15 protein-coding genes are annotated in these 18,975 nt (G+C 63.9%); 11 read left to right on the forward strand and 4 right to left on the reverse strand.

Annotated features, from left to right (window positions below; genetic code table 11):
• Position 1: 1 nt before the first annotated feature.
• Positions 2-712 (reverse strand): PhaM family polyhydroxyalkanoate granule multifunctional regulatory protein, encoded by a 711-nt coding sequence (locus O3299_RS23630; protein WP_305053903.1) that lies wholly within the window; start codon positions 710-712, stop codon positions 2-4.
• A gap of 149 nt (positions 713-861) precedes the next feature.
• On the opposite strand from O3299_RS23630, the gene O3299_RS23635 reads away from it, so the two are divergent.
• From O3299_RS23635 to O3299_RS23670, 8 genes are all read left to right on the forward strand, one after another.
• A complete protein-coding gene (locus O3299_RS23635; RefSeq protein WP_305053904.1) occupies positions 862-1,980 on the forward strand; it encodes a DUF3108 domain-containing protein in 1,119 nt (372 codons plus the stop codon).
• Positions 1,981-2,745 (forward strand): DUF3108 domain-containing protein, encoded by a 765-nt coding sequence (locus O3299_RS23640; protein WP_099665640.1) that lies wholly within the window; start codon positions 1,981-1,983, stop codon positions 2,743-2,745.
• 224 nt (positions 2,746-2,969) lie between these two features.
• Positions 2,970-4,340, forward strand: coding sequence for a hypothetical protein (locus O3299_RS23645; RefSeq protein ID WP_092608970.1), 1,371 nt, complete (start codon positions 2,970-2,972; stop codon positions 4,338-4,340).
• Positions 4,333-5,079 (forward strand): hypothetical protein, encoded by a 747-nt coding sequence (locus O3299_RS23650; protein ID WP_077399077.1) that lies wholly within the window; start codon positions 4,333-4,335, stop codon positions 5,077-5,079. Before O3299_RS23645 ends, O3299_RS23650 begins: the two co-directional genes overlap by 8 nt.
• Before the next feature lie 8 nt (positions 5,080-5,087).
• Positions 5,088-7,919, forward strand: a complete 2,832-nt coding sequence (locus tag O3299_RS23655) for an ATP-binding protein (RefSeq protein WP_099665639.1) — start codon at positions 5,088-5,090, stop codon at positions 7,917-7,919.
• Entirely contained in the window at positions 7,919-8,923 is a 1,005-nt protein-coding gene (locus O3299_RS23660; protein WP_305063315.1) for a DUF4424 family protein, read from the forward strand. The genes O3299_RS23655 and O3299_RS23660 overlap by 1 nt, the downstream gene beginning before the upstream one ends.
• Positions 8,924-8,927: 4 nt before the next feature.
• Positions 8,928-9,506: a nucleotidyltransferase family protein gene (locus O3299_RS23665; RefSeq protein ID WP_305063316.1), complete on the forward strand. Its 579-nt coding sequence runs from the start codon at positions 8,928-8,930 to the stop codon at positions 9,504-9,506.
• 88 nt (positions 9,507-9,594) lie between these two features.
• The gene (locus tag O3299_RS23670) at positions 9,595-10,404 is read left to right on the forward strand and encodes a hypothetical protein (protein WP_305063317.1); all 810 of its coding nucleotides are present in this window, start codon (positions 9,595-9,597) and stop codon (positions 10,402-10,404) included.
• A gap of 9 nt (positions 10,405-10,413) precedes the next feature.
• Here O3299_RS23670 and O3299_RS23675 read toward each other — a convergent pair whose 3' ends face one another.
• A complete protein-coding gene (locus tag O3299_RS23675) occupies positions 10,414-10,932 on the reverse strand; it encodes a hypothetical protein (protein ID WP_305053908.1) in 519 nt (172 codons plus the stop codon).
• Positions 10,933-11,155: 223 nt separating this feature from the next.
• Between O3299_RS23675 and O3299_RS23680 the strand changes: the two genes are divergently transcribed.
• Positions 11,156-11,308: a hypothetical protein gene (locus O3299_RS23680; RefSeq protein ID WP_168208500.1), complete on the forward strand. Its 153-nt coding sequence runs from the start codon at positions 11,156-11,158 to the stop codon at positions 11,306-11,308.
• 24 nt (positions 11,309-11,332) lie between these two features.
• Positions 11,333-11,572, forward strand: coding sequence for a hypothetical protein (locus tag O3299_RS23685; protein ID WP_099378551.1), 240 nt, complete (start codon positions 11,333-11,335; stop codon positions 11,570-11,572).
• A gap of 72 nt (positions 11,573-11,644) precedes the next feature.
• Here O3299_RS23685 and O3299_RS23690 read toward each other — a convergent pair whose 3' ends face one another.
• On the reverse strand, positions 11,645-16,072 hold the full coding sequence (locus O3299_RS23690) for a translocation/assembly module TamB domain-containing protein (protein ID WP_305063318.1): 4,428 nt from the start codon (positions 16,070-16,072) through the stop codon (positions 11,645-11,647).
• Positions 16,072-17,997 carry an autotransporter assembly complex family protein gene (locus O3299_RS23695; RefSeq protein ID WP_305063319.1) on the reverse strand — a complete coding sequence of 642 codons (1,926 nt, stop codon included), beginning with the start codon at positions 17,995-17,997 and terminating at the stop codon, positions 16,072-16,074. Before O3299_RS23695 ends, O3299_RS23690 begins: the two co-directional genes overlap by 1 nt.
• Positions 17,998-18,218: 221 nt before the next feature.
• Between O3299_RS23695 and queC the strand changes: the two genes are divergently transcribed.
• Entirely contained in the window at positions 18,219-18,944 is a 726-nt protein-coding gene (gene queC, locus O3299_RS23700; protein ID WP_289912302.1) for a 7-cyano-7-deazaguanine synthase QueC, read from the forward strand.
• Positions 18,945-18,975: the final 31 nt, after the last annotated feature.

The following is an 18,975-nucleotide window of genomic DNA, read 5'->3' on the forward strand; positions in this document are numbered from 1 at the left end:
ATCAGGCCTTGCCTGGTGCTTTGGCCTTGGGCGCTGCGCGTTTCGCGGGCGCCTTGCGCAGCGGGGCCTTGGCCTTGGCTGCCGTGCCTGCTTCGGCAGGTTTGGCCGGCTTGCTGGCCGCTGGCTTGGCTTTGCTCACGCCGCCAAAGCTGGCCGCTGCCGCGCTGGCGGCGTCGGGCGACATCGCTGTCGAGACGGCCTGCGTGAACTGATCTTGTAACAAATTCCACCAGGCACTTGGATTGGCCAGCTGGGCTCCGGCCTGGTTGCCGGCATCGCCGGGCGCCGCCGCAGCGGGTTGCGGTGCGGGTGCCGGCGCCGGTTTCGGTTCAGGCGCCGCGGGTGTGGCTTGCTGGAAAAACGCGGACGCGTAGGGTACCGATTCAAACACGGATTTTTCGCTGGCGCCGGGCTGGGTGATGGCTGCCGCCAGGGACGCGCCCATCGATTTCAAGGTGGCGATGGTGCCGCGCTGCACTTCCAGCGCCTGGATACTGCCGCGCAGCATGCTGGTGTTGAGGTTCAGCCATGCTTCGACGGCCTTCAAGTCATTGATTTTCTTGTCCAGCTCTTCCACCGACATGGTGGGCGCCGTGATGCCAGGCATGCCCATGCCGGGCACGCTCATGCTGCCCCACAGGTTTTTGACGAAGTCGAGCGTATCGGTCACAACTGCTGCGCCCGGCATTTGGGGCATTTGCGGGTTTGCCATGCGAAATCTCCTGGTAGGTGGATAGCCTTAGCGTAGCAGATATCGGCTTGCAACTGACGCAATGCCGCCAACATTTTCTTACATAAAACATTAAGAGTTGAGCACGGGCAAGAAGCGGGAAGCGGGGCGGAAGCGTTACACTACGGCCTATGATGCCTGACTCCTTCTTTTCGCCACCGCGCCGCCGTACCGTCATCTTTGTTGCGGTCATCGGCGTACTGCATTACGTGGCGTTGGAATGGCTCACCTCGCGCGCCAGCATGGTGCCGCTGGGACAGAATCATGCGCAGGTGGTCAGCATGGCCTTGATCGCCGAGCCGCCCAAGCCCCTGCCGGTGGTGCCGCTGCCGCCGCCCGAACTGCGGCCCGTGCCCAAGCCCAGGCCGCCGCCGCCCCCGCCGCCGACGGAGCTGGCGTCGAGCGAAACGCCGCAGTTGACGGCGCCCGTCAGCGACGTGCCGGAAGGCCCGGCCACGAGCGAGCCGGCCGCCGTGGCGGCTCCGGCCATCACGGCGCCGGCGCCCGCCGTGGCCGCCGCGCCCGCGCCGGCCAGCGAACCGCCGCCACCGGCCGTCGAACAGGCACGGCGCTACAAGACGAATGCGCCCGCGTCGGCCCAGTTCGACCTGCACGTGGACAGGCGCGATGCGGACGGCACCAAGTGGCAGGGCGTGGCCGCGATGGCGTGGGACAACCGGGGCGACACCTACCAGCTGAAACTGGAAGTGGGCTTGAGCATGCTGATCACGCGCATCAACCTGCTGGTGCTGACGAGCGAGGGCCAGATCGATGGCAGCGGCATCGTGCCCGTCACGGCCACGGAGAAACGCAAGGGCCGCGCGCAAACGGCCACGCATTTCAACCGCGACGCCAAGGCCATCACGTTTTCGGCCACGACGGCCACGGCGCCATGGCAGGAAGGGGCGCAGGACAAGGCCACCGTGCCGTTCCAGCTGGCCGCCATCGGCCGTGCCGACGTCAACCAGCTGGTGGGCAATATCGACATTCTCGTCGGCGAGGAAAAGGAAGCGACCGTGTTCCGCTTCCACCTGGTGGGCGAGGAAGAACTGGACACGAAAATGGGCCGCCTGGTGACGTGGCACCTGCGCCGGCCGCCGAAGCCCGGCACGTATTCGTCGCAGCTCGATGTCTGGCTGGCGCCGTCCATGCAATGGTATCCGGTACAAATACGCAATACCGAAGCGAACGGGGCGCTGACCACGCAAACCGTGACCAAGATATCCGTAAATGAATCAACAGGAAAATAAATGACTACTTTGACTACCTTGAAACGCGTCCTGGCTGCCAGCCTGCTGGCGGCCACCCTGACGCCCGCCATGGCGGCGGACGAGCCCGTGGACCATCCCGTCATCAAGCGCCCGTACAAGCTGGCGCCGTCGGCCGACCTCGTCTATTCGATCAAGGCGAAGCAGCGCGGCATTGCGCTGTCCGGCGAATCGGTCAGCAACTGGCGCGCCGGCGACGGCAAGTACTCGCTGCTGGCCGAAACCAAGGCTGCCCTGTTCGGCAAGATCCTGGAGCAGCGCAGCGAAGGCACGGTCGACGATTACGGCCTGGCGCCGGCGCAGTTCGTGGAAAAACGTTTCCGCAAGGAAGCGGCCACGACCACCTTCAAGCGCGACAGCAAGAGCATCGTCTTCAGCGAGGGCGATGAAACGTATCCGCTGAAAGGTGGCGAGCAGGACCGCAACAGCACCGTCTGGCAACTGGTCAGCGTGGCGCGCGCCACCCCGGAAAAATTCACGCCCGGCTCGGAATGGAGCTTCTTCGTTGCCGGCCGCCATGATGCCGAACCGTGGACCTTCAAGGTCGTCAAGCAGGAGACGGTCGCCACCGGCCAGGGTTTGGTGGAAGCCGTGCACCTGGTCAAGGCGCCGCCGCCGGACAAGAAGGGCCAGCAAGTGGACCTGTGGCTGGCGCCGTCGCTGGAATGGTATCCCGTGAAGGTGACGTTCGCCGATGAAGACGGCGATTACGTCGAGCAAACCTTGCAAAAGATCGTCAGGAAGTAAGTGTTCACTAATGGCTTGGGGCCAGGCATACCGTGTTTGGCCCTCCATTTCACCCTCCTGGCCCGGCATGGCGCACCGGCCGTGTTGCGCCATGTCTGCACCGCCCCCTCCCATGCGCTAAATTGCATGTCAGAACTGATATACTGACGCCCCCGCCCCGCAGCGCCGCGTTAGCCCGCAGCGCCGCCCGCTGAACACTCATCCGGAAAAGAATGATTGATATAATGGCAAGTGCAGCCGTGGCTACGGATGCAAATCAGACAGAGCAAGAGCATCACGATTCCTTGCAGGCGCATTTCCAGCCCAATATTTCGGCCGATGAAATTGAGCAAGTTTTTCACTTGAAGCGGGCGCAGCCCCTGCTGCAAGTGTTTACGGCCCTGTTCCACGGCGGTTTCGATGGCGTGCTGGTGCGTCTGCTGGTGTTGCGCGAGCTCGCGTCCGATGCGGCCACGTCCGCCTATACGCGTGCCGATATCAATACGAAACTTGCGTATCTGTTGCCGGAAAGTCTGGAAACGGTCTTGCTGCGCCTGCGCTCGAACCAGTTGCTGGCCTGGGATGCGCAGCAGGGCGTGTACCGCGTGACCCCGATGGCGCGCAATGTGCTGTCCGCCATCGACAGCTTGCTGGGCCTGGGGCAGACGGAAGATGAAGCAGAAATGGGTTTCCTGCTGTCGCAGGTGGCGGGCGCGCAAGCCGTCGGTGGCGTGTCGGTCGAGCAACTGCAGCATTTGCTGGGCCGCCTGGTGGACTTGACGGAAGAATTTTCCGACGCGATTGCCTCCGGTTCCGAATTCCGCCTGCGCACGGCGCAAGCGAAGTGGAACATGGCGTGCGACTGGGTCGAGAAGGGTTCCGAGATCCTCGTGGCGATCACGTCCGATGAAAACGCGGACAGCGCCACGCACAAGGCGGCGCAGGCGATCGGCCGTGCGCAAAGTAAATTGTTGAACATGCAAGGCATGTTTTCGCGCGCCCTGAACCAGATCGAGCGCCAGCGCGTCCACCTGGGCCAGTCGGGCTTGTCGACCACGGACATCAAGCGCTGGCTCTTGCTGCATGACGACCTGGCCAGCCTGGCCGAGGGCGCCATCGACCAGCCCGTCGTGCCCCTGTTCTCCACGCCGGCCGAAATGATCGACGTGGCCGAAACGGAACTGCTGTCCGAACGGGCGGCTGGTGTCATCAACACGGGCCTGCCCAGCGGAGAGGACGCGCCCACCACCATCAGCGACGGTCCCGCCATGCAACTCGAACTCGATGACTTGCTCGAACGCCTGTCGAACTTCGCCAGCCTGGGCAATTTCCCCAGCATCGGCGAAGAAGGGCCGAAATCGGTGCCCGTGCAGGATTCCCTGCTGCCGGCCAGCTTTGCCGTGGCCTCGTACCGCGCCTCCATGCTGCCGCTGCTGGGCGACGTCTCCGAAGCGAGCTTGCAGGGATCCACGGCCGAACTGGCCCGTTTGCCGATTACCTTTACACCGACCGACGAGATGGTCCAACTGACCGACCCCCACGTGGCGGCCATGTCGATCGCCTCGCTTTCACTGAATGTTTCACTTGATTTAGATAGCGGCACTGCCGATGAATGACGATTCCCAAATCCTGATTGCGCGCCTGCTCACGCATCAAACCCTGCGCCGCGACGACAAGCTCGTCAAGCGCGTGCTGTCCGACGAGCTGTTCCGCGCCGAGATCGATGCGCGCCTGCTGGCCTGCGGCTTGAAACTGCTCGACAACGTGTACGCCGACCATGTCACCCTGGCACTGACGCGCACCATCGAACCGAAGATTTTCGGCGCGCGCGACGTGTGGCAAAACAACAACTTTGGCCTGGCGCGCGATGGCGTGGCCTTGCTGGTGGTGCTGTGGGCGCAGATCATCCTGCCCAAGCGTGAACGCCAGGAAACGCACCAGCACGCGGACGACGACCAGAACGACATGTTTGGCACGGAAAAGCCGCTGCCGCGCGCGGAAGACGCGTCGATCGGTATTTCCTACAAGGCGCTGCTGTCGGACTTCGGCGACAAGCTGGGCAAGAAGACGCGCATGGACATGAACCTGGGCACCCTGGCCAAGCTGGGCTTCATCGAGCGGCGCGGCGATTTCATCCTGGAAGGTCCGCTGCTGGACCTGATGATGGACACGGACGTCTTGAAAGAGCGCATCATCAACGGCGCCCTGGCCGACGTGTTCAAGCGGGCGCCGGCGCGCCTGGTGGCCGTCAGCGGCGATACGTTGCCCGACGCCGACCTGGCGGACGACTTGTCCGCCGACATCGGCGACCTGCCCGACGACGGCGATGAGCCCGCGTCCGACCTCCCTCACTGAAAGCGCCCATGTTTCATATCAAATCACTTGAACTGGTGCACTGGGATTACTGGCAGCGCATCAAGAATATTCCGCTCGACGCGAAGATCATCACCATCGCGGGGCAGAACGGCTCGGGCAAGACCACCTTGCTCGACGCCTTGCGCACCCTGTTCGGCCTCGATTGCTCGATGGGCCGCACGTATAAACACTATGCGCGCCACTCGGGCCAGCAGACGGCTTGGCTGCGCGCCGTGGTGGACAACAAGAACGTGGGCAAGCAGCTGTCGAACCGCCCGTTCCGCAGTTCCGGCTTCTTCAGCGACGATGAAGTGACCCTGTTTTGCCAGATCCAGAAGAACGGCGGCGACTGGAAGCGCCAGTATCTGATGCGTCCGGGCAATGTGCAGATCGAGGACATCACGGACGCCAACGACTGGCTCGGTGTGGAAAACTACCGCAAGCGCCTGGCCAATGCGGGCCTGTCGCCCGCCATGTCGAAAGTGCTGGCGCTGGAGCAGGGCGAGACGGACAAATTGTGCGAATATGCGCCGCGCCAGCTGCTCGACCTGGTGTTCCAGGTGTTCGGCGACAAGGAGGTGCTGGACGCCTACGATGAAGCCAAGCGCCACCAGCGCGACACGGAAGTGGAACTGAAGCGTTTCGAGACGGAACTGGAAGCGTCGAAGACCAACCTGGAAGGCTTGCGCCTGCGCGTTGCCAATTACCACCAGTGGGAAGGGCTGCATAAGGAGCGCCGCAACCTGCTGGAAGAAGTGCTGCCCAGCCTGCAGTACCACGAGGCGCGCGAAAAAGCGGCCACGGCCAGCCGGCAATTGCGCGATGCGCGCAAACCGATGGCGCAGGCGGACCAGCAGCTGACCGATAAACGCAATGCGCTGGCATCGCAGGCGAAGGCCCTGTCCGACGCGCAAATGAACGAAACCTTGCTGGAACAGGAATCGATCGGCTTGCAGAGCCGTTTGTCCTTGATCAATAGCAAGCTCAAACCGTTGGACAGCTTGCTCGAGCAGAAAGACCGTTTGCACAAGCTGGCGGCGGACTCGGGCAGCGACATCGCCGAAGTGGCGGCCCAGCTGGAACAGAAGGAAGCGCAATTGCTGCAGCAGCGCCAGCAGCGCGACGCCTTGTCCGCGCGCATCGCGGGCGAACAGGCAACTATTGCCGCGCTGCAAGGCAAGACGGCCATGCCGGAGCCGGACAATGTGCGCGGCATGCGCCGCGCGCTGCGCGACGCGGGGATCAGTCACGCGATGCTGTCGGACATCGTCGAAGTGACGGACAGCCGCTGGCAGGGCGCCGTCGAAGGCGTGCTGGGCGGTTACGCTTCGGTGGTGTTGCTGGACAAGGCCAAGGATGCGGCGGCCGCCTATCGTCTGGCCGAGAAGGAGCGCTATCGCCACTTCATCGTGCCCGACCTGGTCACGGCGCCTGTCGCGAAAGACGAGAGCCTGCTGGCCGTGGTGAAATTTTCCGCGCCCGTGCCCAGCTGGCTGATCGAGCAACTGTCGCGCATTGCGCGCGTCGATTCCGTCGAAGCAGGCTTTAAACTGGGCAACCACGAAGAGTGGATCACGCCCGAGGCGTACCACCGCGAACGCCGGGGTGGGCGCTCGCTGTTCGTGGAAGCGTCGCGCTACCGCTTCGGCCAGGCTGGCCGCAGCGGCCGCCTGGAAGCGCTGCTGCGCTCCCTGCCGGGCCTGGAAGGACAGGAAGACACCCTGACCCTGGCAATTTCGAAATTGGCGGCCGAAGTGGGCGCCTTGAAAGCGCGCATCGCCGGCGTCGACGCGGCCAAGGAACTCAGTGCGCGCCAGGAAGAGTTCGCCGAAGCGTTGCGCAATTCGAAGCCGCTCAAGGAAGAGCGCCTGGAAGTGGGCGGCCGCCTGGGCGAGCTGCAAAACCTGACGAAGAACGCCACCGTGGCGCGCACGCGTGCTGATACCGTGTGGCAAAACGCGCGCCTGGCCCTGTCCGAGGCGGAAGCGGGCTCGCGCCTCGGCTACAAGAAGCAGATCGAACAGCGCGCCGAGCATGCGCGCGCTTTGCTGGCCCTGCGCCATGCGTGGCGCCACTTGCCGAAGAGCTGGCGCCGTCCCGCACGCCGCGCGGCCCTCGTGGCCGAGCACCAGAATGCGCACCAGGTCGACTTGCGCGTGGCCAGCCTGCAAAACAGCCTGGCGCGCGACGACTGGGAACTCGACGCCACCGTCATCGACCAGCACCACCGCCTGTCGGACCAGTTGCATGGCCGCCAGTCGGAAACGGACGAGCGCCGCTACCAGAACAACCGCGCCATCGAAGCGACGGGCAATGCGCGTGGCGCCTACATGGAGCGCTTGCGCTACACCATCAAGACCTACAGCAAGAATATCAAGGAGCTGGGCGAGCTGGCCGGCATCGAAGTGCATGCCGACCCCGTGCGCCTGGAAAACGACGATGTGCAGCTGTCGCAGGCGGGCTTGCACGTGCGTTTCAAGTTCGACGGCAAGGGCGTGATCGGCATGAACGATGGCGAAGCGTCGGGCGGCCAGCAAGTGATGAAATCGCTGGTGCTGTTGATCGGCTTGCTGAAATCGGAAGACGGTTCCGGCGGCTTCGTCTTCATCGACGAACCGTTTGCCCACCTCGATATCCGCAACATTCAATTGGTGGGCGAGTTCCTGAAGAACACGGAAGCGCAATACCTGATGACGACGCCGTTGACGCACAACACGGATGTCTACGATCCATCGGAACTGACTTTGATCACGAGCAAGAAGAAAAAGGATACCCAATGGGCGCAACCGATTTTCGTGCTGCAGCGCCGGGTCGATCCCGTCTCGGGCAAGGTGGCGTGATGCTGGTGCGCACCTTGCTGGCATCCGCCGCGCTGGCGCTGGCGTGTTCGGCGCCGGCCATGGCCAACGACGGCATCGGCTCCGTGAGCGCTGGGGGCATCCTGTTCGGCAAGACGGATGCCGTGGCCATGAAAAAGGAAGTGCTCAGCGTGAGCGCGGAATTGATCAAGGTCGAGTACGAGTTCCTCAATGAGTCGAAAACGGATGTGGAAGAGACGATCTTCTTCCCGCTGCCCGAATACGCTTCCGGCTACCACGGCTCGCCCACGTATTATGGCCAGCCGCAGCAGTTTACCGTCGACGTGGATGGCAAGCGCAAGGAGTATAAAACCACCTTCGTCGCCAAGCTCGACGCCGAGGATGTGACGGCCCGCTTGCGCCAGCTGGGCTTATCCGATGCGCAAATTGCGTATTTCCCCTCGCACACGCCGTTCGACAAGAAAGTGGCGCCGCTGACGGCCGCGCAGAGCAAGATCATGATCCGCGAAGGCTTGCTGGCCCAGCTGTACGACGAGGAATGGGTGCCGGCCTGGACTGTGAAAGTCATCTACCTGTGGCAGCAGAAATTCCCTGCCGGCAAAGTCGTGCGCGTGCGGCATCAATATGCGCCGTTCGTCGCGGCCGGTCCCGGTGCGTCCTACCTGGGTGACGGCAATACATTTGAAAAGAAATACTGCGGCGACAAGGCCTTCTACAAGACGTGGAACCGCCTGGCGGCCCAGCAGGGCGAAAGCGGCTTCGTCAATGCCGTGTGGGTGTCGTACATTTTGACGACCGGCAATACCTGGAAGAATGGCATCGAAGACTTTACCTTGAACTTGATCAAGGGCAAGTCGGACGAGCTGGTCAGCCTGTGTTTCCCCGGCACGTTTACCAAAATCAACCCCACCACCTTGCAAGTCAAGCTGCGCAACTTCCATCCGAAGCAAGACCTGGACGTGTACTTCGGCAATGTCGAAGGCACGGTTAGCCACGACGGCGTGGCGCCGCAGATCCGGCCCTAGCTGCATGCGTACGCAGGAAGCACTGGCGGCGCGCCTGCGCGCCATCGCCAGCGCCACGCCGTGGTGCATGCAAGCCCTGCACGCCGTGGCGCAGCTGGGCTTGCCCCATTGCTGCATCGGCGCCGGCGCCGTGCGCAACCTCGTGTGGGATGCCTTGCATGGCCACGCGCAAGCGTCGGCCTTGAGCGACGTCGACGTGGCGTATTTCGATGCGCGCGATGTGCATCCGGAAAGCGAAATGCAGTTGCGCCAGCGCCTGGAAACCGTGCTGCCCGGCGTGCCGTGGGAGGTTTGCAACCAGGCGCGGGTGCACCTGTGGTTCGAAGACGCGTTCGGCTACGCCGTGCCGCCCCTGCTGTCGCTCGACGACGCCATCGCCACCTGGCCCGAGTTTGCCACCTCGGTCGGCATCTCGCTGCAGCCTGACGGCGGGATCGGCATCATCGCGCCGCATGGCCTCGACGACCTGTTCGATATGGTGGTGCGGCGCAACCCGGCGCGCATCAGCCTGGACGGCTATGCGCAGCGCCTGGCCAGCAAGGATTATGCGGCGCGCTGGCCGCGCGTCACCATCATCGCCTAGGTAAATCGTGATGTAAAACACAATTAAATGCACTGTGGATACAGATTACCTATAATTGCCAATTTTCCAATAGTGTTTTCCTGATCCCATGTCCCTGTCGATTTCCATGCCGTTGCGCCGCCTCGGCCGCCTGTTCTGCCTTTCCTCCGTCCTCATGGCACCCGCCGCCTGGGCCGACAGCTATACCGATTTCCAGCAAGCCAGCGCGCGCCTGGAAGCGCTGATGGCCAAGGCTACGCTGCAAAGCGGCTTGCCGCGCCTGGGCGACCCTGAAGTGGCAGCGCTGATTGCCCGGATTACCGATGCGCCGGGCCTGTTCCGGGCGCCCGTCGCGGCGTTGCAGGACATCAACCCGAGCGTGGCCCTGTGCGAACGGGCAACCAACATCGGCAAGGCGTATTACACGTTTGGCAGCGAGCGGCCGCTGCCGCTGTCCGGCGCCGAATTGCAGCAGGCGCGCAATGACCAGGTAACGGAGAACCTGGCCAATTATGGCGATGAAATGAGCACTTTTTTTGCCTTTGGCATGCATTGCCATGCGCACTTGATTGGCTTGATGGAGCAGGAATTCAGTAGCCAGCCGCTGCAGGTAGTGAGCGGTACGGAGCGCATGCGCGCGCGCGCCTTCAGCAAGGGCTCGACCACCCTGTATGTCGGCGTGGTGCAGTTCGTGCAAGTGCCGTTCTGGAACGTGGCGCAAAAGAAGCGCATGCTGGAAGCGGCCGCGCAGTACGCAGCGCCGAACGTCGCGCTGATGGCGCCGCCGTTGCGCGAGCGTTTGCTGGGCAGCCTGGCTGATGCGGACAAGGACCTCGATCCCGCCCTGGCGCCGGCGCTGGCGACGATACGCCAGGCGCTGTCGGTGACGACTTGCGAAGGCCTGTGCCAGTACTACTGACGGGATGACTTATTCGGGCGCCTGCAGCGGTTGGTTGCGCTGGCGCCAGCGCACCAGGCCCCACGCATACACGGCGTAGTAGCCGATGACGAGGCCGTAGGCGGCCATCGTCAGCGCGCTCTGGCCGAACGGTGGCGGCGGCACGGGCACGTCGGCGCGTGAATTCATGTAGATTTCCATGCCACGGTACAGCAGGCGGGCGATGAACAGCATGGTGATGGCCAGGCCCAGGTAGCGGTGCTGGGTAAAGAAAAAGTCCTTGCCGACCTGTTCGAAGCGCGTCAGCTTCAAGCCCAGCACGCCCAGCCAGCCGCCGGCCAGCGCGGCCGCGCCCAGGCTGGACAGGGGCAGGACGTCGAACTTCGTCGTCGTCGCCAGGAACAGCAGCAGCGCGGGGAAGGCGATCGCCACCGTCCAGTGCCGCCACAGCTGCGACTTCTGGCGCGCCACCAGTTTCTTCAGGCGCGAGTAGATGCGCCAGACCAGCAGCGGGACCAGTAACAGCAGGGCGAGGGTGGTGGTTTCCATGTATGCAATCGGGTACGGGTAAAACAGCGATTGTAAGCCAGATGGGGACGGGCGGCGATGCTTGTCAAACGGTAAAAGTTGCATGTTGACATTTACATGGCATGCAAGCACTATGCCTTGTCACGCCGTGCCGCCGGCCGCGGACGTCAGGCCGGCAGGCAAACATGGACAGGCGGCGGGCATCTCGTGGTATGGTCTTCTTTTGTCCACCGGGAGGCCAGCCATGTCCGTCATCCATGCCCACCGCGCGCCCGACCCGGCGCCCGTCGATGAACCCATGCCGGCGCCGGAGCCGCAAGAAGCGCCCGGGCACCATCCGGGGCCCGTGCACCCGGTGCCGCAGGACGATCCCGTGCCGCACCCGCATCCCAGTTAATCTCGTCAAGAAAGGCTGTTTTAGATGGCAATTGTCAAGGAAGTCTACACACGCAAAGTCAGCGGAGAATCGTTCGACTATGAACTCGATTACACCCAGGGCACGGACGTGGCCTGGATTGCGCGCGTGTACCACGACGGCGTGCTGAAGGGCTCGCCCCATGGCGCGCTGACGGCCAATGTGCTGTCCGGCCCTGCGCTGGAACAATATTTGCGCGCGTACGTCGAAGGCATGATCGAGCGGGGCCTCGACGTGGCCGAGTAAGTTTGCCTTTGCGGCAGATCAAAGAAAAGGGCGCCGAGGCGCCCTTTGTTGTTTCTGCATTTCAACGTCTGATTAGTCGAACGCCCACGTGTACAACACGTCCAGGGCATTGTTCGTGCCCGTCTGGAATTGCAGGGTGATGCGGCGGTTCAGCTTGTAACGCAGCTTGACCAGGCTCGTCGCCGTGCTCGTGCCTTGCTCGAACGTCAGGTAGGCGCGCGAGGACAGGCGCTTGCCGACGGTGACGACCGTGCTTTCCAGCCCTTGCGCCTGCGACAGGCCCACTTCGTCGAGTCCCAGCGAATTGGCCAGCTTGCCCTGCAAGCCGCCGCCGGAGCCGCCGAAGAGGGCGCCTGCCGCCGTCGTCAAGAGGGCCATTTCATCGCCGGCCGCCGTTTCCGCGCCGTGTCCCAGGATCAGCCAGGCCAGCTTGTCGCTGTCCGACACGCTCGGGGTGGACACCAGCTTGGCCGTCGGCGCCTGCGCCGTGCCGCGCACTTCCACGCCCGCTTCCACATTCGTTTCCGACAAGGCTTCGCCTTCGGGACGCTTGCGCACGGCCAGGATGTTCAGCGACGGGTTGTCGTAGGCGCCCGTGAAGGCGATCAAGCCCCGTTCGATCGACAGCTTTTGTCCGTAGGCGGCGTATTGACCTGTGACAACCTTGATGCTGCCCGTCACGCGCGGCGCAGCGCGGTTGATGACCCTGGCGCGCACATTGCCCGCCAGGTCCGCATCGATGCCCATGCCGCGCAGGTGGAAGGCATTGCCCAGGTCAAATTCCAGGTCGATATTCAGGGGCAGCGACGGCGCTTCCTTGCTGCCCTTGACTTCCTTGCCCAGTACCACCACGTCGCTGCTTTGCGTGGGCGTGTCTTGCGGCGCCAGCTCGATCAGCGCGCGGTTGGCCTTGAACTTGCCCTCGAAGCTGAAGCGCTTGTCGTTGCGCACCAGGGTGCTGTTGCCCGACAGAATCAAGGTGCGGTCGGGGCGCGACAGCGCCTGCAGCCGGTCGGCCATCAATTTCAGTTCCAGGCTCGCTTCGCCATTCGCAAAGCGTACCCAGCCGTCTGCCTGCACCTTGCCATCGCCGCCGTCAAAGCTCAGGCGCTGCAATTGCAATTGATCGCCGGCCAGCTTGGCTTGCAGCACACCATTGCGCAATTTCAAGCCCTGGTCGGCCCAGTTCACCAGCAGCTTGCTGCCGTTGATGTCGCCATTCAATTGCGGCGCGCCGATGGTGCCGCTGCCGGACAGCGCCACTTTCAAGGCGCCGCCCAGTTCCAGGCCCGGCTGGCCCGTCAGCGGCGCCAGCCAGGCCAGTGTATCGATGCTGGTCGTGCCCGTCAGGGAGAGGGCGCTGTCGTTGCTGATGCGTCCGCCCAGCATTTGCACGGTGGCATTGATATCGCTCTGCCCCGCGCGTGCGCCGTCGAGTTTCACGGCCAGGCGCAGCTGCTGGTTGGCAACATCCACGCGGGCGTCGAGGGTGCGCAAACCCAGCGCCAGCGGCTGCTCCACGCCCACCGTTACGTCGCCTTTTTCGCGGTAGAGGTGCAGCATGCCCGCCAGGGAGGGATCTTTCTGCTGCGCCGTCGGCACCTGCATGTCGAGCGACCATTGCGCGCCCAAGGTCAGGTCGCTGCGCGCATTGGCTTGCAGCGAGGGAATCACTTGCGCCAGATACGTCAGCGCCACGCCGGCCGCCTGGCCGGAACTGGTCCAGCGGGGGCCGTTCTTGACCAGGCTTTGCATGGTGATGCTGCCTGCTGGCAATTTGATGGCGGTGTTGCCCACGCTGATCTGCTCCGGCTGGCCCAGGCCTGCCACGCCGCTGCCGGCAGGGCCCGCCACTTTCACGGGCACGGGCGCTTGCAGCACGAGCGCATAGCGGCCCTTGTTTTGCAGGCTGTCGATCGTGCCCGTCCAGCTGGCGCCGCTCTGGCTGCCGCGGATTTGCACGGTGGCATCGAAATCGTCGTTGCGCGCCGCCAGGCTCACGGTATGGCTGCCGCGCGTGCCCGTCGTGGCCAGGCGGGCGCTGCCCAGCTTGAAGGTGGGCGTGCTGTAGCCTGTAATGTCGAGGCTGCTGGCCATGGGGTCGAGCGCGCCTTGGCCGGCGCCCACGCTGGCGCTGCCCTTGATGGATTTCAATTGCTGGTCGCCAAAGAAGGTCAGATCGCGGCCATCGAGCGTCAGCTGCGCGGCCGGCGCGTCCATCTTGCCGCTGACGGAACCGGACGCTTGCAGCACGCCGGCAAAGCGGGGGCCCAGGGTCGACAGTTGCGGCGCATCAAGTTTCCACGTCAGCTTGTCCGTGGCGCCGCCCAGCGCGCCCTTGGCCAGCAGACTGTTCGGCCCCAGGCGCAGTTCCGTATCCACGCTATCGACCCTTTTCGCATTGGCCGACAGCTTGGCGTAGCCGGCCAGCGGGGCATTTTGCAAGGTCGATTCGCGCAGGGCCAGGTTGAGGGCCACTTGCCAGTCGCCGCTCAGGCGGCCGCTGCCGTTGAAATCCGCGTTGACGTTGCCGTTGGGCAGTGCAGCACCAAATGCGGCCGGGTTGATCTTTTGCAAGGAACCCGTCACTTTCAGTTCCGCTGCCTGCTTCGGCCCCGTCAAGCCCACGTCGCCGCTGGCATGGATGGCGCTGTCCGGCGCGGGACGCTTGCCGCTGGTCAAGCCAAGCCCTTTCGCATCGGCAACAAACGTCGTGCGCGGCTGCTGCATGGTGCCTTGCACCACGCCGCTGGCCAGCACGCTGCCCAGCAAGTCGGACTGCAGGGCGGACAGTTGCCGCGCATCGACGTTCCAGTTGAGTTTTTCGCCGGCGCCGCCGAAGTTGCCCTTGGCCGTCACGTTGTTCTTGCCCAGCGCCAATTGCACGTCGATGCCGCTGAAATGGGCCGCATCGGCCGTCAGCTTGCCCTTGCCGGACAGGGGCTGGTCGAGCAGCTTGCTGGGGCGCACGGTGAAATCCGCATTCGCCAGCCATTGCGGCGCCACGTGGCCGTTGGCGCGCACGTCGAGGTTCAGGTCGGCCACGGGGAAGGCGCCGAAGTCGGCGGGGTTCAGGCGGCTGGTGCTGGCCACTGCCTTGAACGGTTGTTCATCCTTCAGGCTGATCTGGCCCGTCGCGTTGACGCTGCTTTTGCCCGCTTGCAAGGTCGCCTTGCGCAATTGCACGAGAGAATCGGCGAGGGTGGCTTCCACGTCCAGGCGCAGCTTGGCTTCGCCCAGCTTGGCGCGCAGGGTTTGCGTCTTGCCGTCGCTGTCGAGCACGATATCGCCGACGATCTTCGTGCTGTTGATGCTGCTGTAAATGTGCTGCAAGTCGATCTTGTCTGTGTGCAAGGTCAGCTGCGCATTGCCGATGGGGGCATCGGCCGCGTCGCGGTTCAGCTTGCCGCTGCCCGTGAATTTGCCTGCGGTGCCGAAATCGATGAGGGCCGACTCCAGGGTGGTGGCCGTCAGGGTGCCGCCTAATCTCGCCTCGAACTGGCGCAGCGGCAGCTTTTGCTGGTCGATGGGGCCCGGTGTCGCGTGGTTGAGGATGGCCAGCTTGCCCGACACGCTTTGCGCGCTTGGGCGCGTATCGATGGCGGCGTCGAGTTCCAGGCTCAGGTCCGCCTGCGGCAAGGTCGCGTCGAACTTGCCCGGATTGATGTTGCGGCCACGGATGCTGGCCGAGCGCAGGATGATGACGGGGTCGAACGGCGCCAGCGCCAGCTGGGCATCGGCCGTGGCCGCGCCCGCGCTGCCCTTGGCCGTGACGTTCAGCACATTCAGGTCGCCGCCCAGTTGCAGGGCCAGGGCGGCCGGTTTTTCGCCGGCGGCGGGGTTGATCTGCGTCAAGCCGGCTTTGCCTGACAGCTTGAACGGTTGCGTGGCGGCAATCGTCGCGCTGGCCGTGGCCTGGCCGAAGGGCGTGAGGGCCGAGGCGTCTTCCAGCTGCCATTGCGTCTTGTCGCCCGACAAGGTGAAATGGATCTTTTCAAACACCGTGTTGCCGCCCGGACTCACCAGGGTCACCTTGTCCAGGCGCGCGTCGGCAATGCCGATCTTGAACGGCGAAGCCAGGCTGGCAGGCATCGTCGATGGTTCCTCGGAGGGCGCCGTGCTTTCCACGGACAGGCTGGCCACGTGCAGTTCGCTGATCGCGATGCCTTCCGAGAAGAACTGGAACGGCGACCAGTTGATGTCGATATTCTCGGCCGTGATGTGCTGCGTCTTGCTGCGGTAGCTGACGTGGCCCAGGTGCATGCGGTTGTACAGCGAGCCGGACACGCCCGACACGGCGATCTCGCCGCCGCTGGCGCTGGCCACTTTTTGCACCAGCATCTGCAGGGTCGATTCGCGGCCCAGGAACCAGAAGGCGGCGCCCAGCAGCACGGCCAGGCTGGCGACGGCGATCGCCACATAGCGGGGCCAGCGGCGGGCCTTTTTCGCCGGCGGTGGCGGCGCGGCGCCGTTGGGGGACTCGGTAGTAATATCGGACATCAGAAAGTGAATCCCAGAGAGAAGTGCAAACGGTAAGCGTGGACGGCGTGGCCATACGCCACGTCGACATTGATGGGGCCGACGGGGCTCTTGTAGCGCCCGCCCAGGCCGTAGCCCGATTTCGGCGTCATGGCCGCCTTCACGGTATCGGCCGCGTTGCCGGCGTCATAGAAGGCGGCAACGGCCCACTTCGGCTTGAACCAGTACTGGTATTCGGCGCTGCCGGTGAGCATGTAGCGCCCGCCGATGGTGGCGTCGCCTTCCTTCACGCCCAGTTCCTGGTAGCCATAGCCGCGCACCGACTGGTCGCCGCCCGCGCGGAACAGGTAGACGGCCGGCACGCCGCGTTTTTCCTTCGAACCCAGCGCGCCCATTTCGCCGCGCACGATCAGCTCGCCTTTTTCACCGAGCGGACGGTAATACACGGCCTTGCCGGCCACGCGCACGAAGCGCTCGTCCGTCAGCACGGGCAGCAGGGCGCCGCCCACCTGGGCGTTGATGACGTAGCCCCTGGTGGGGAACAGCAGGCTGTCGAGGCTGCGCTTGGTGATGGCATAGGTCAACGGCAAGCTCTTGCTGCGCGTCTGTTCCAGGCCGACCACCGTCTTGTCTTCGCTGAGGAACTCGAACGTCAGGCTGCGCTCGAGGTTGGTGCCGCCCCAGTTGCGCTTGGCCGAGATGGTCGTGACGGCCGTGATTTCGTTGGAAATGTCGCTGCGCTCGAACGAGGCGCCCGCGCTGTCGTTGTAGCCGCGCTCGGTCGTCGGAAAGTAAAAATTGGCGTGCGCCGCCTGTTTCTTCGTTTCCATGGTGATCGCGCTCTTGAAGCGCGTGCCCCACACGTTCAGGTTGTCATAGTTGAGCTGGGCGCGATTCCCCGTGTTCGTACTGAAACCGAGACCGGCGCTGACGTTCTGCTGCTTGTTTTCCGTCACGCGCACCACCAGCGGCAGCAGCGGTGCGGGGCCGCGGTTGACGGGCTTGGCTTCGGCGGCGGCCCCGGTCCCGGCGCTGGCACCTTCGGCCTCGGCTTGCTGGCTTTCCTGGCCGGCCTCGATCTGCTCGCTGAGGATGCTGCTCATGTCGGCGCTCACTTCCACGCTGGCAAAGTAGCCCGTGTCCTGCAGGCGCGCCTGCAACGATTGCAGCGCCGATTCGCTGTAGTACTCGCCCGGACGTATCTTGTCGAGGTTGCGGATGATGCTGGGATCGTAGCGTTTCAAGCCTTCGATGCGCAGCTCGCCGAAGCGCAGCTCGGGGCCGCTGTCGAGCACCACCAGCAGCGAGACTTTATGCGTTTCCGGGTCGACCACGGCTTGCGTGTCGACCAGCTGGGCGCGCGGGTAGCGCGTCTGCACCACTTCACGCAGCAGGGCGCGCTTGGCCGATTCCCAGTCGGCTTGGCGAAACACGCTGCCCGTCTTCAGCGACCAGCTGCGCTTCAGGGCTTCCGTATCGTAGGGCTCGCTGGCAGCCAGCGGCGGCGTGGGGTCGAAGCCGCGCAATTCCAGCTCGACCTTGTCGATGGTGACCGCCTCGCCCGGATCGACGTCGACGATGACGACAGGCTTGGCGCCCGACGTATCGACGCGCACCGTGACGACGGGCGTATAGTAGCCGGCCGTGGCGATGAGGTTCCTGGCTTGCTCGGGCGTATCACGGACGAGGCGCTGCAATTGCTCGCGGTCCATGCGCGGGTTGCCGCGGAAGCGTTCCAGGTCCAGGTTTTTTTCGAGCAACTCATCGAGATCACCCGGTGCATTGACCTTGACCTCGTACTGCAGCGGGGCGGGCGCCGCTTCCGTGGCGGCGCTGTCGGCGGGCGCGTCTTGCGTGCTCTGTTGCGCACCCTCCTGCGCGGCGGCCTGGGCGATGGGGAACAGCAAGATGACACTGCCGGCGGCCGCCAGTGTCAGTTGACCCATTGCTTTTGTCACTACTTGTGCCAAAATTCGTGGTCGTATCGCCTTGCCGGCAACCGTATGCCGTATGGGTCGTGCAGAAAACATGGTGCTCCAGATGAGTAAATGCTGACTGCATGTTACCGGAATAGGTAAACTGATGGCGGACGAATAAGTATTTTTTGCATGGGGAATCTCGTTTCCCCGCGCACTATTGGACAGAACAAAACTCAAAGAAAGAAATTATGCTAGCAACGGACTCCGCACTGGTGCTCTTTAGCGGTGGACAAGATTCCACCACCTGCCTGGCCTGGGCCTTGAAACACTATAGCCGCGTGGAAACTATCGGCTTTGACTATGGACAGCGCCATGCGATCGAACTGACCGTGCGTCCCGGCGTGCTGGAACAGATGCGCCGGCAGTCGCCCGAGTGGGATAGCCGCCTGGGCCAGGATCACATGATCGACCTGTCCCTGATTTCCGCCATTTCCGATACGGCCATGACGCAGAACGTCGAGATCGTCATGCAGGAAAACGGCTTGCCGAACACTTTTGTTCCTGGACGCAACTTGCTGTTCATGACGGTGGCCGCCACCGTGGCCTACCGCCGCGGCTTGACGGTGCTGGTCGGCGGCATGTGCGAGACGGATTTTTCCGGCTATCCGGATTGCCGCGACGACACCATGAAGGCCCTGCAAGTGGCCCTGAACCTGGGCATGGATACGCGCCTGAAGCTGGAAACGCCGCTGATGTGGCTGGACAAGGCGCAAAGCTGGGATCTGGCGGAAGACCTGGGCGGCCAGCCGCTGGTCGACCTGATCCGCAGCGGCACGCATACGTGCTACCTGGGCGAGCGGGGAGAATTGCACGACTGGGGCTATGGCTGCGGCACCTGCCCCGCCTGCGCCCTGCGCGCGAATGGTTACCAGCAATACGCGGCGCGCAAGGCTGCGAAACTGGCCGCCAAATAAGCAGTTTGCGCCGTTTCTTCAAGCGGCGGGG

It is taken from the genome of Janthinobacterium sp. SUN176 (assembly GCF_030587335.1).
GTDB classification, from domain to species: Bacteria; Pseudomonadota; Gammaproteobacteria; order Burkholderiales; family Burkholderiaceae_D; genus Janthinobacterium; species Janthinobacterium kumbetense.

Bases quoted from the DNA above. Each gene is read 5' to 3' on its own strand.
- O3299_RS23685 (WP_099378551.1), top strand. From the start codon at position 11,333: ATGGCAATTGTCAAGGAAGTCTACACACGCAAAGTCAGCGGAGAATCG.
- queC (WP_289912302.1), top strand. From the start codon at position 18,219: ATGCTAGCAACGGACTCCGCACTGGTGCTCTTTAGCGGTGGACAAGAT.
- O3299_RS23635 (WP_305053904.1), top strand. From the start codon at position 862: ATGATGCCTGACTCCTTCTTTTCGCCACCGCGCCGCCGTACCGTCATC.
- O3299_RS23650 (WP_077399077.1), top strand. From the start codon at position 4,333: ATGAATGACGATTCCCAAATCCTGATTGCGCGCCTGCTCACGCATCAA.
- O3299_RS23680 (WP_168208500.1), top strand. From the start codon at position 11,156: ATGTCCGTCATCCATGCCCACCGCGCGCCCGACCCGGCGCCCGTCGAT.
- O3299_RS23640 (WP_099665640.1), top strand. From the start codon at position 1,981: ATGACTACTTTGACTACCTTGAAACGCGTCCTGGCTGCCAGCCTGCTG.
- O3299_RS23660 (WP_305063315.1), top strand. From the start codon at position 7,919: ATGCTGGTGCGCACCTTGCTGGCATCCGCCGCGCTGGCGCTGGCGTGT.
- O3299_RS23665 (WP_305063316.1), top strand. From the start codon at position 8,928: ATGCGTACGCAGGAAGCACTGGCGGCGCGCCTGCGCGCCATCGCCAGC.
- O3299_RS23695 (WP_305063319.1), bottom strand. From the start codon at position 17,997: ATGGGTCAACTGACACTGGCGGCCGCCGGCAGTGTCATCTTGCTGTTC.
- O3299_RS23655 (WP_099665639.1), top strand. From the start codon at position 5,088: ATGTTTCATATCAAATCACTTGAACTGGTGCACTGGGATTACTGGCAG.
- O3299_RS23645 (WP_092608970.1), top strand. From the start codon at position 2,970: ATGGCAAGTGCAGCCGTGGCTACGGATGCAAATCAGACAGAGCAAGAG.
- O3299_RS23670 (WP_305063317.1), top strand. From the start codon at position 9,595: ATGTCCCTGTCGATTTCCATGCCGTTGCGCCGCCTCGGCCGCCTGTTC.
- O3299_RS23630 (WP_305053903.1), bottom strand. From the start codon at position 712: ATGGCAAACCCGCAAATGCCCCAAATGCCGGGCGCAGCAGTTGTGACC.
- O3299_RS23675 (WP_305053908.1), bottom strand. From the start codon at position 10,932: ATGGAAACCACCACCCTCGCCCTGCTGTTACTGGTCCCGCTGCTGGTC.
- O3299_RS23690 (WP_305063318.1), bottom strand. From the start codon at position 16,072: ATGTCCGATATTACTACCGAGTCCCCCAACGGCGCCGCGCCGCCACCG.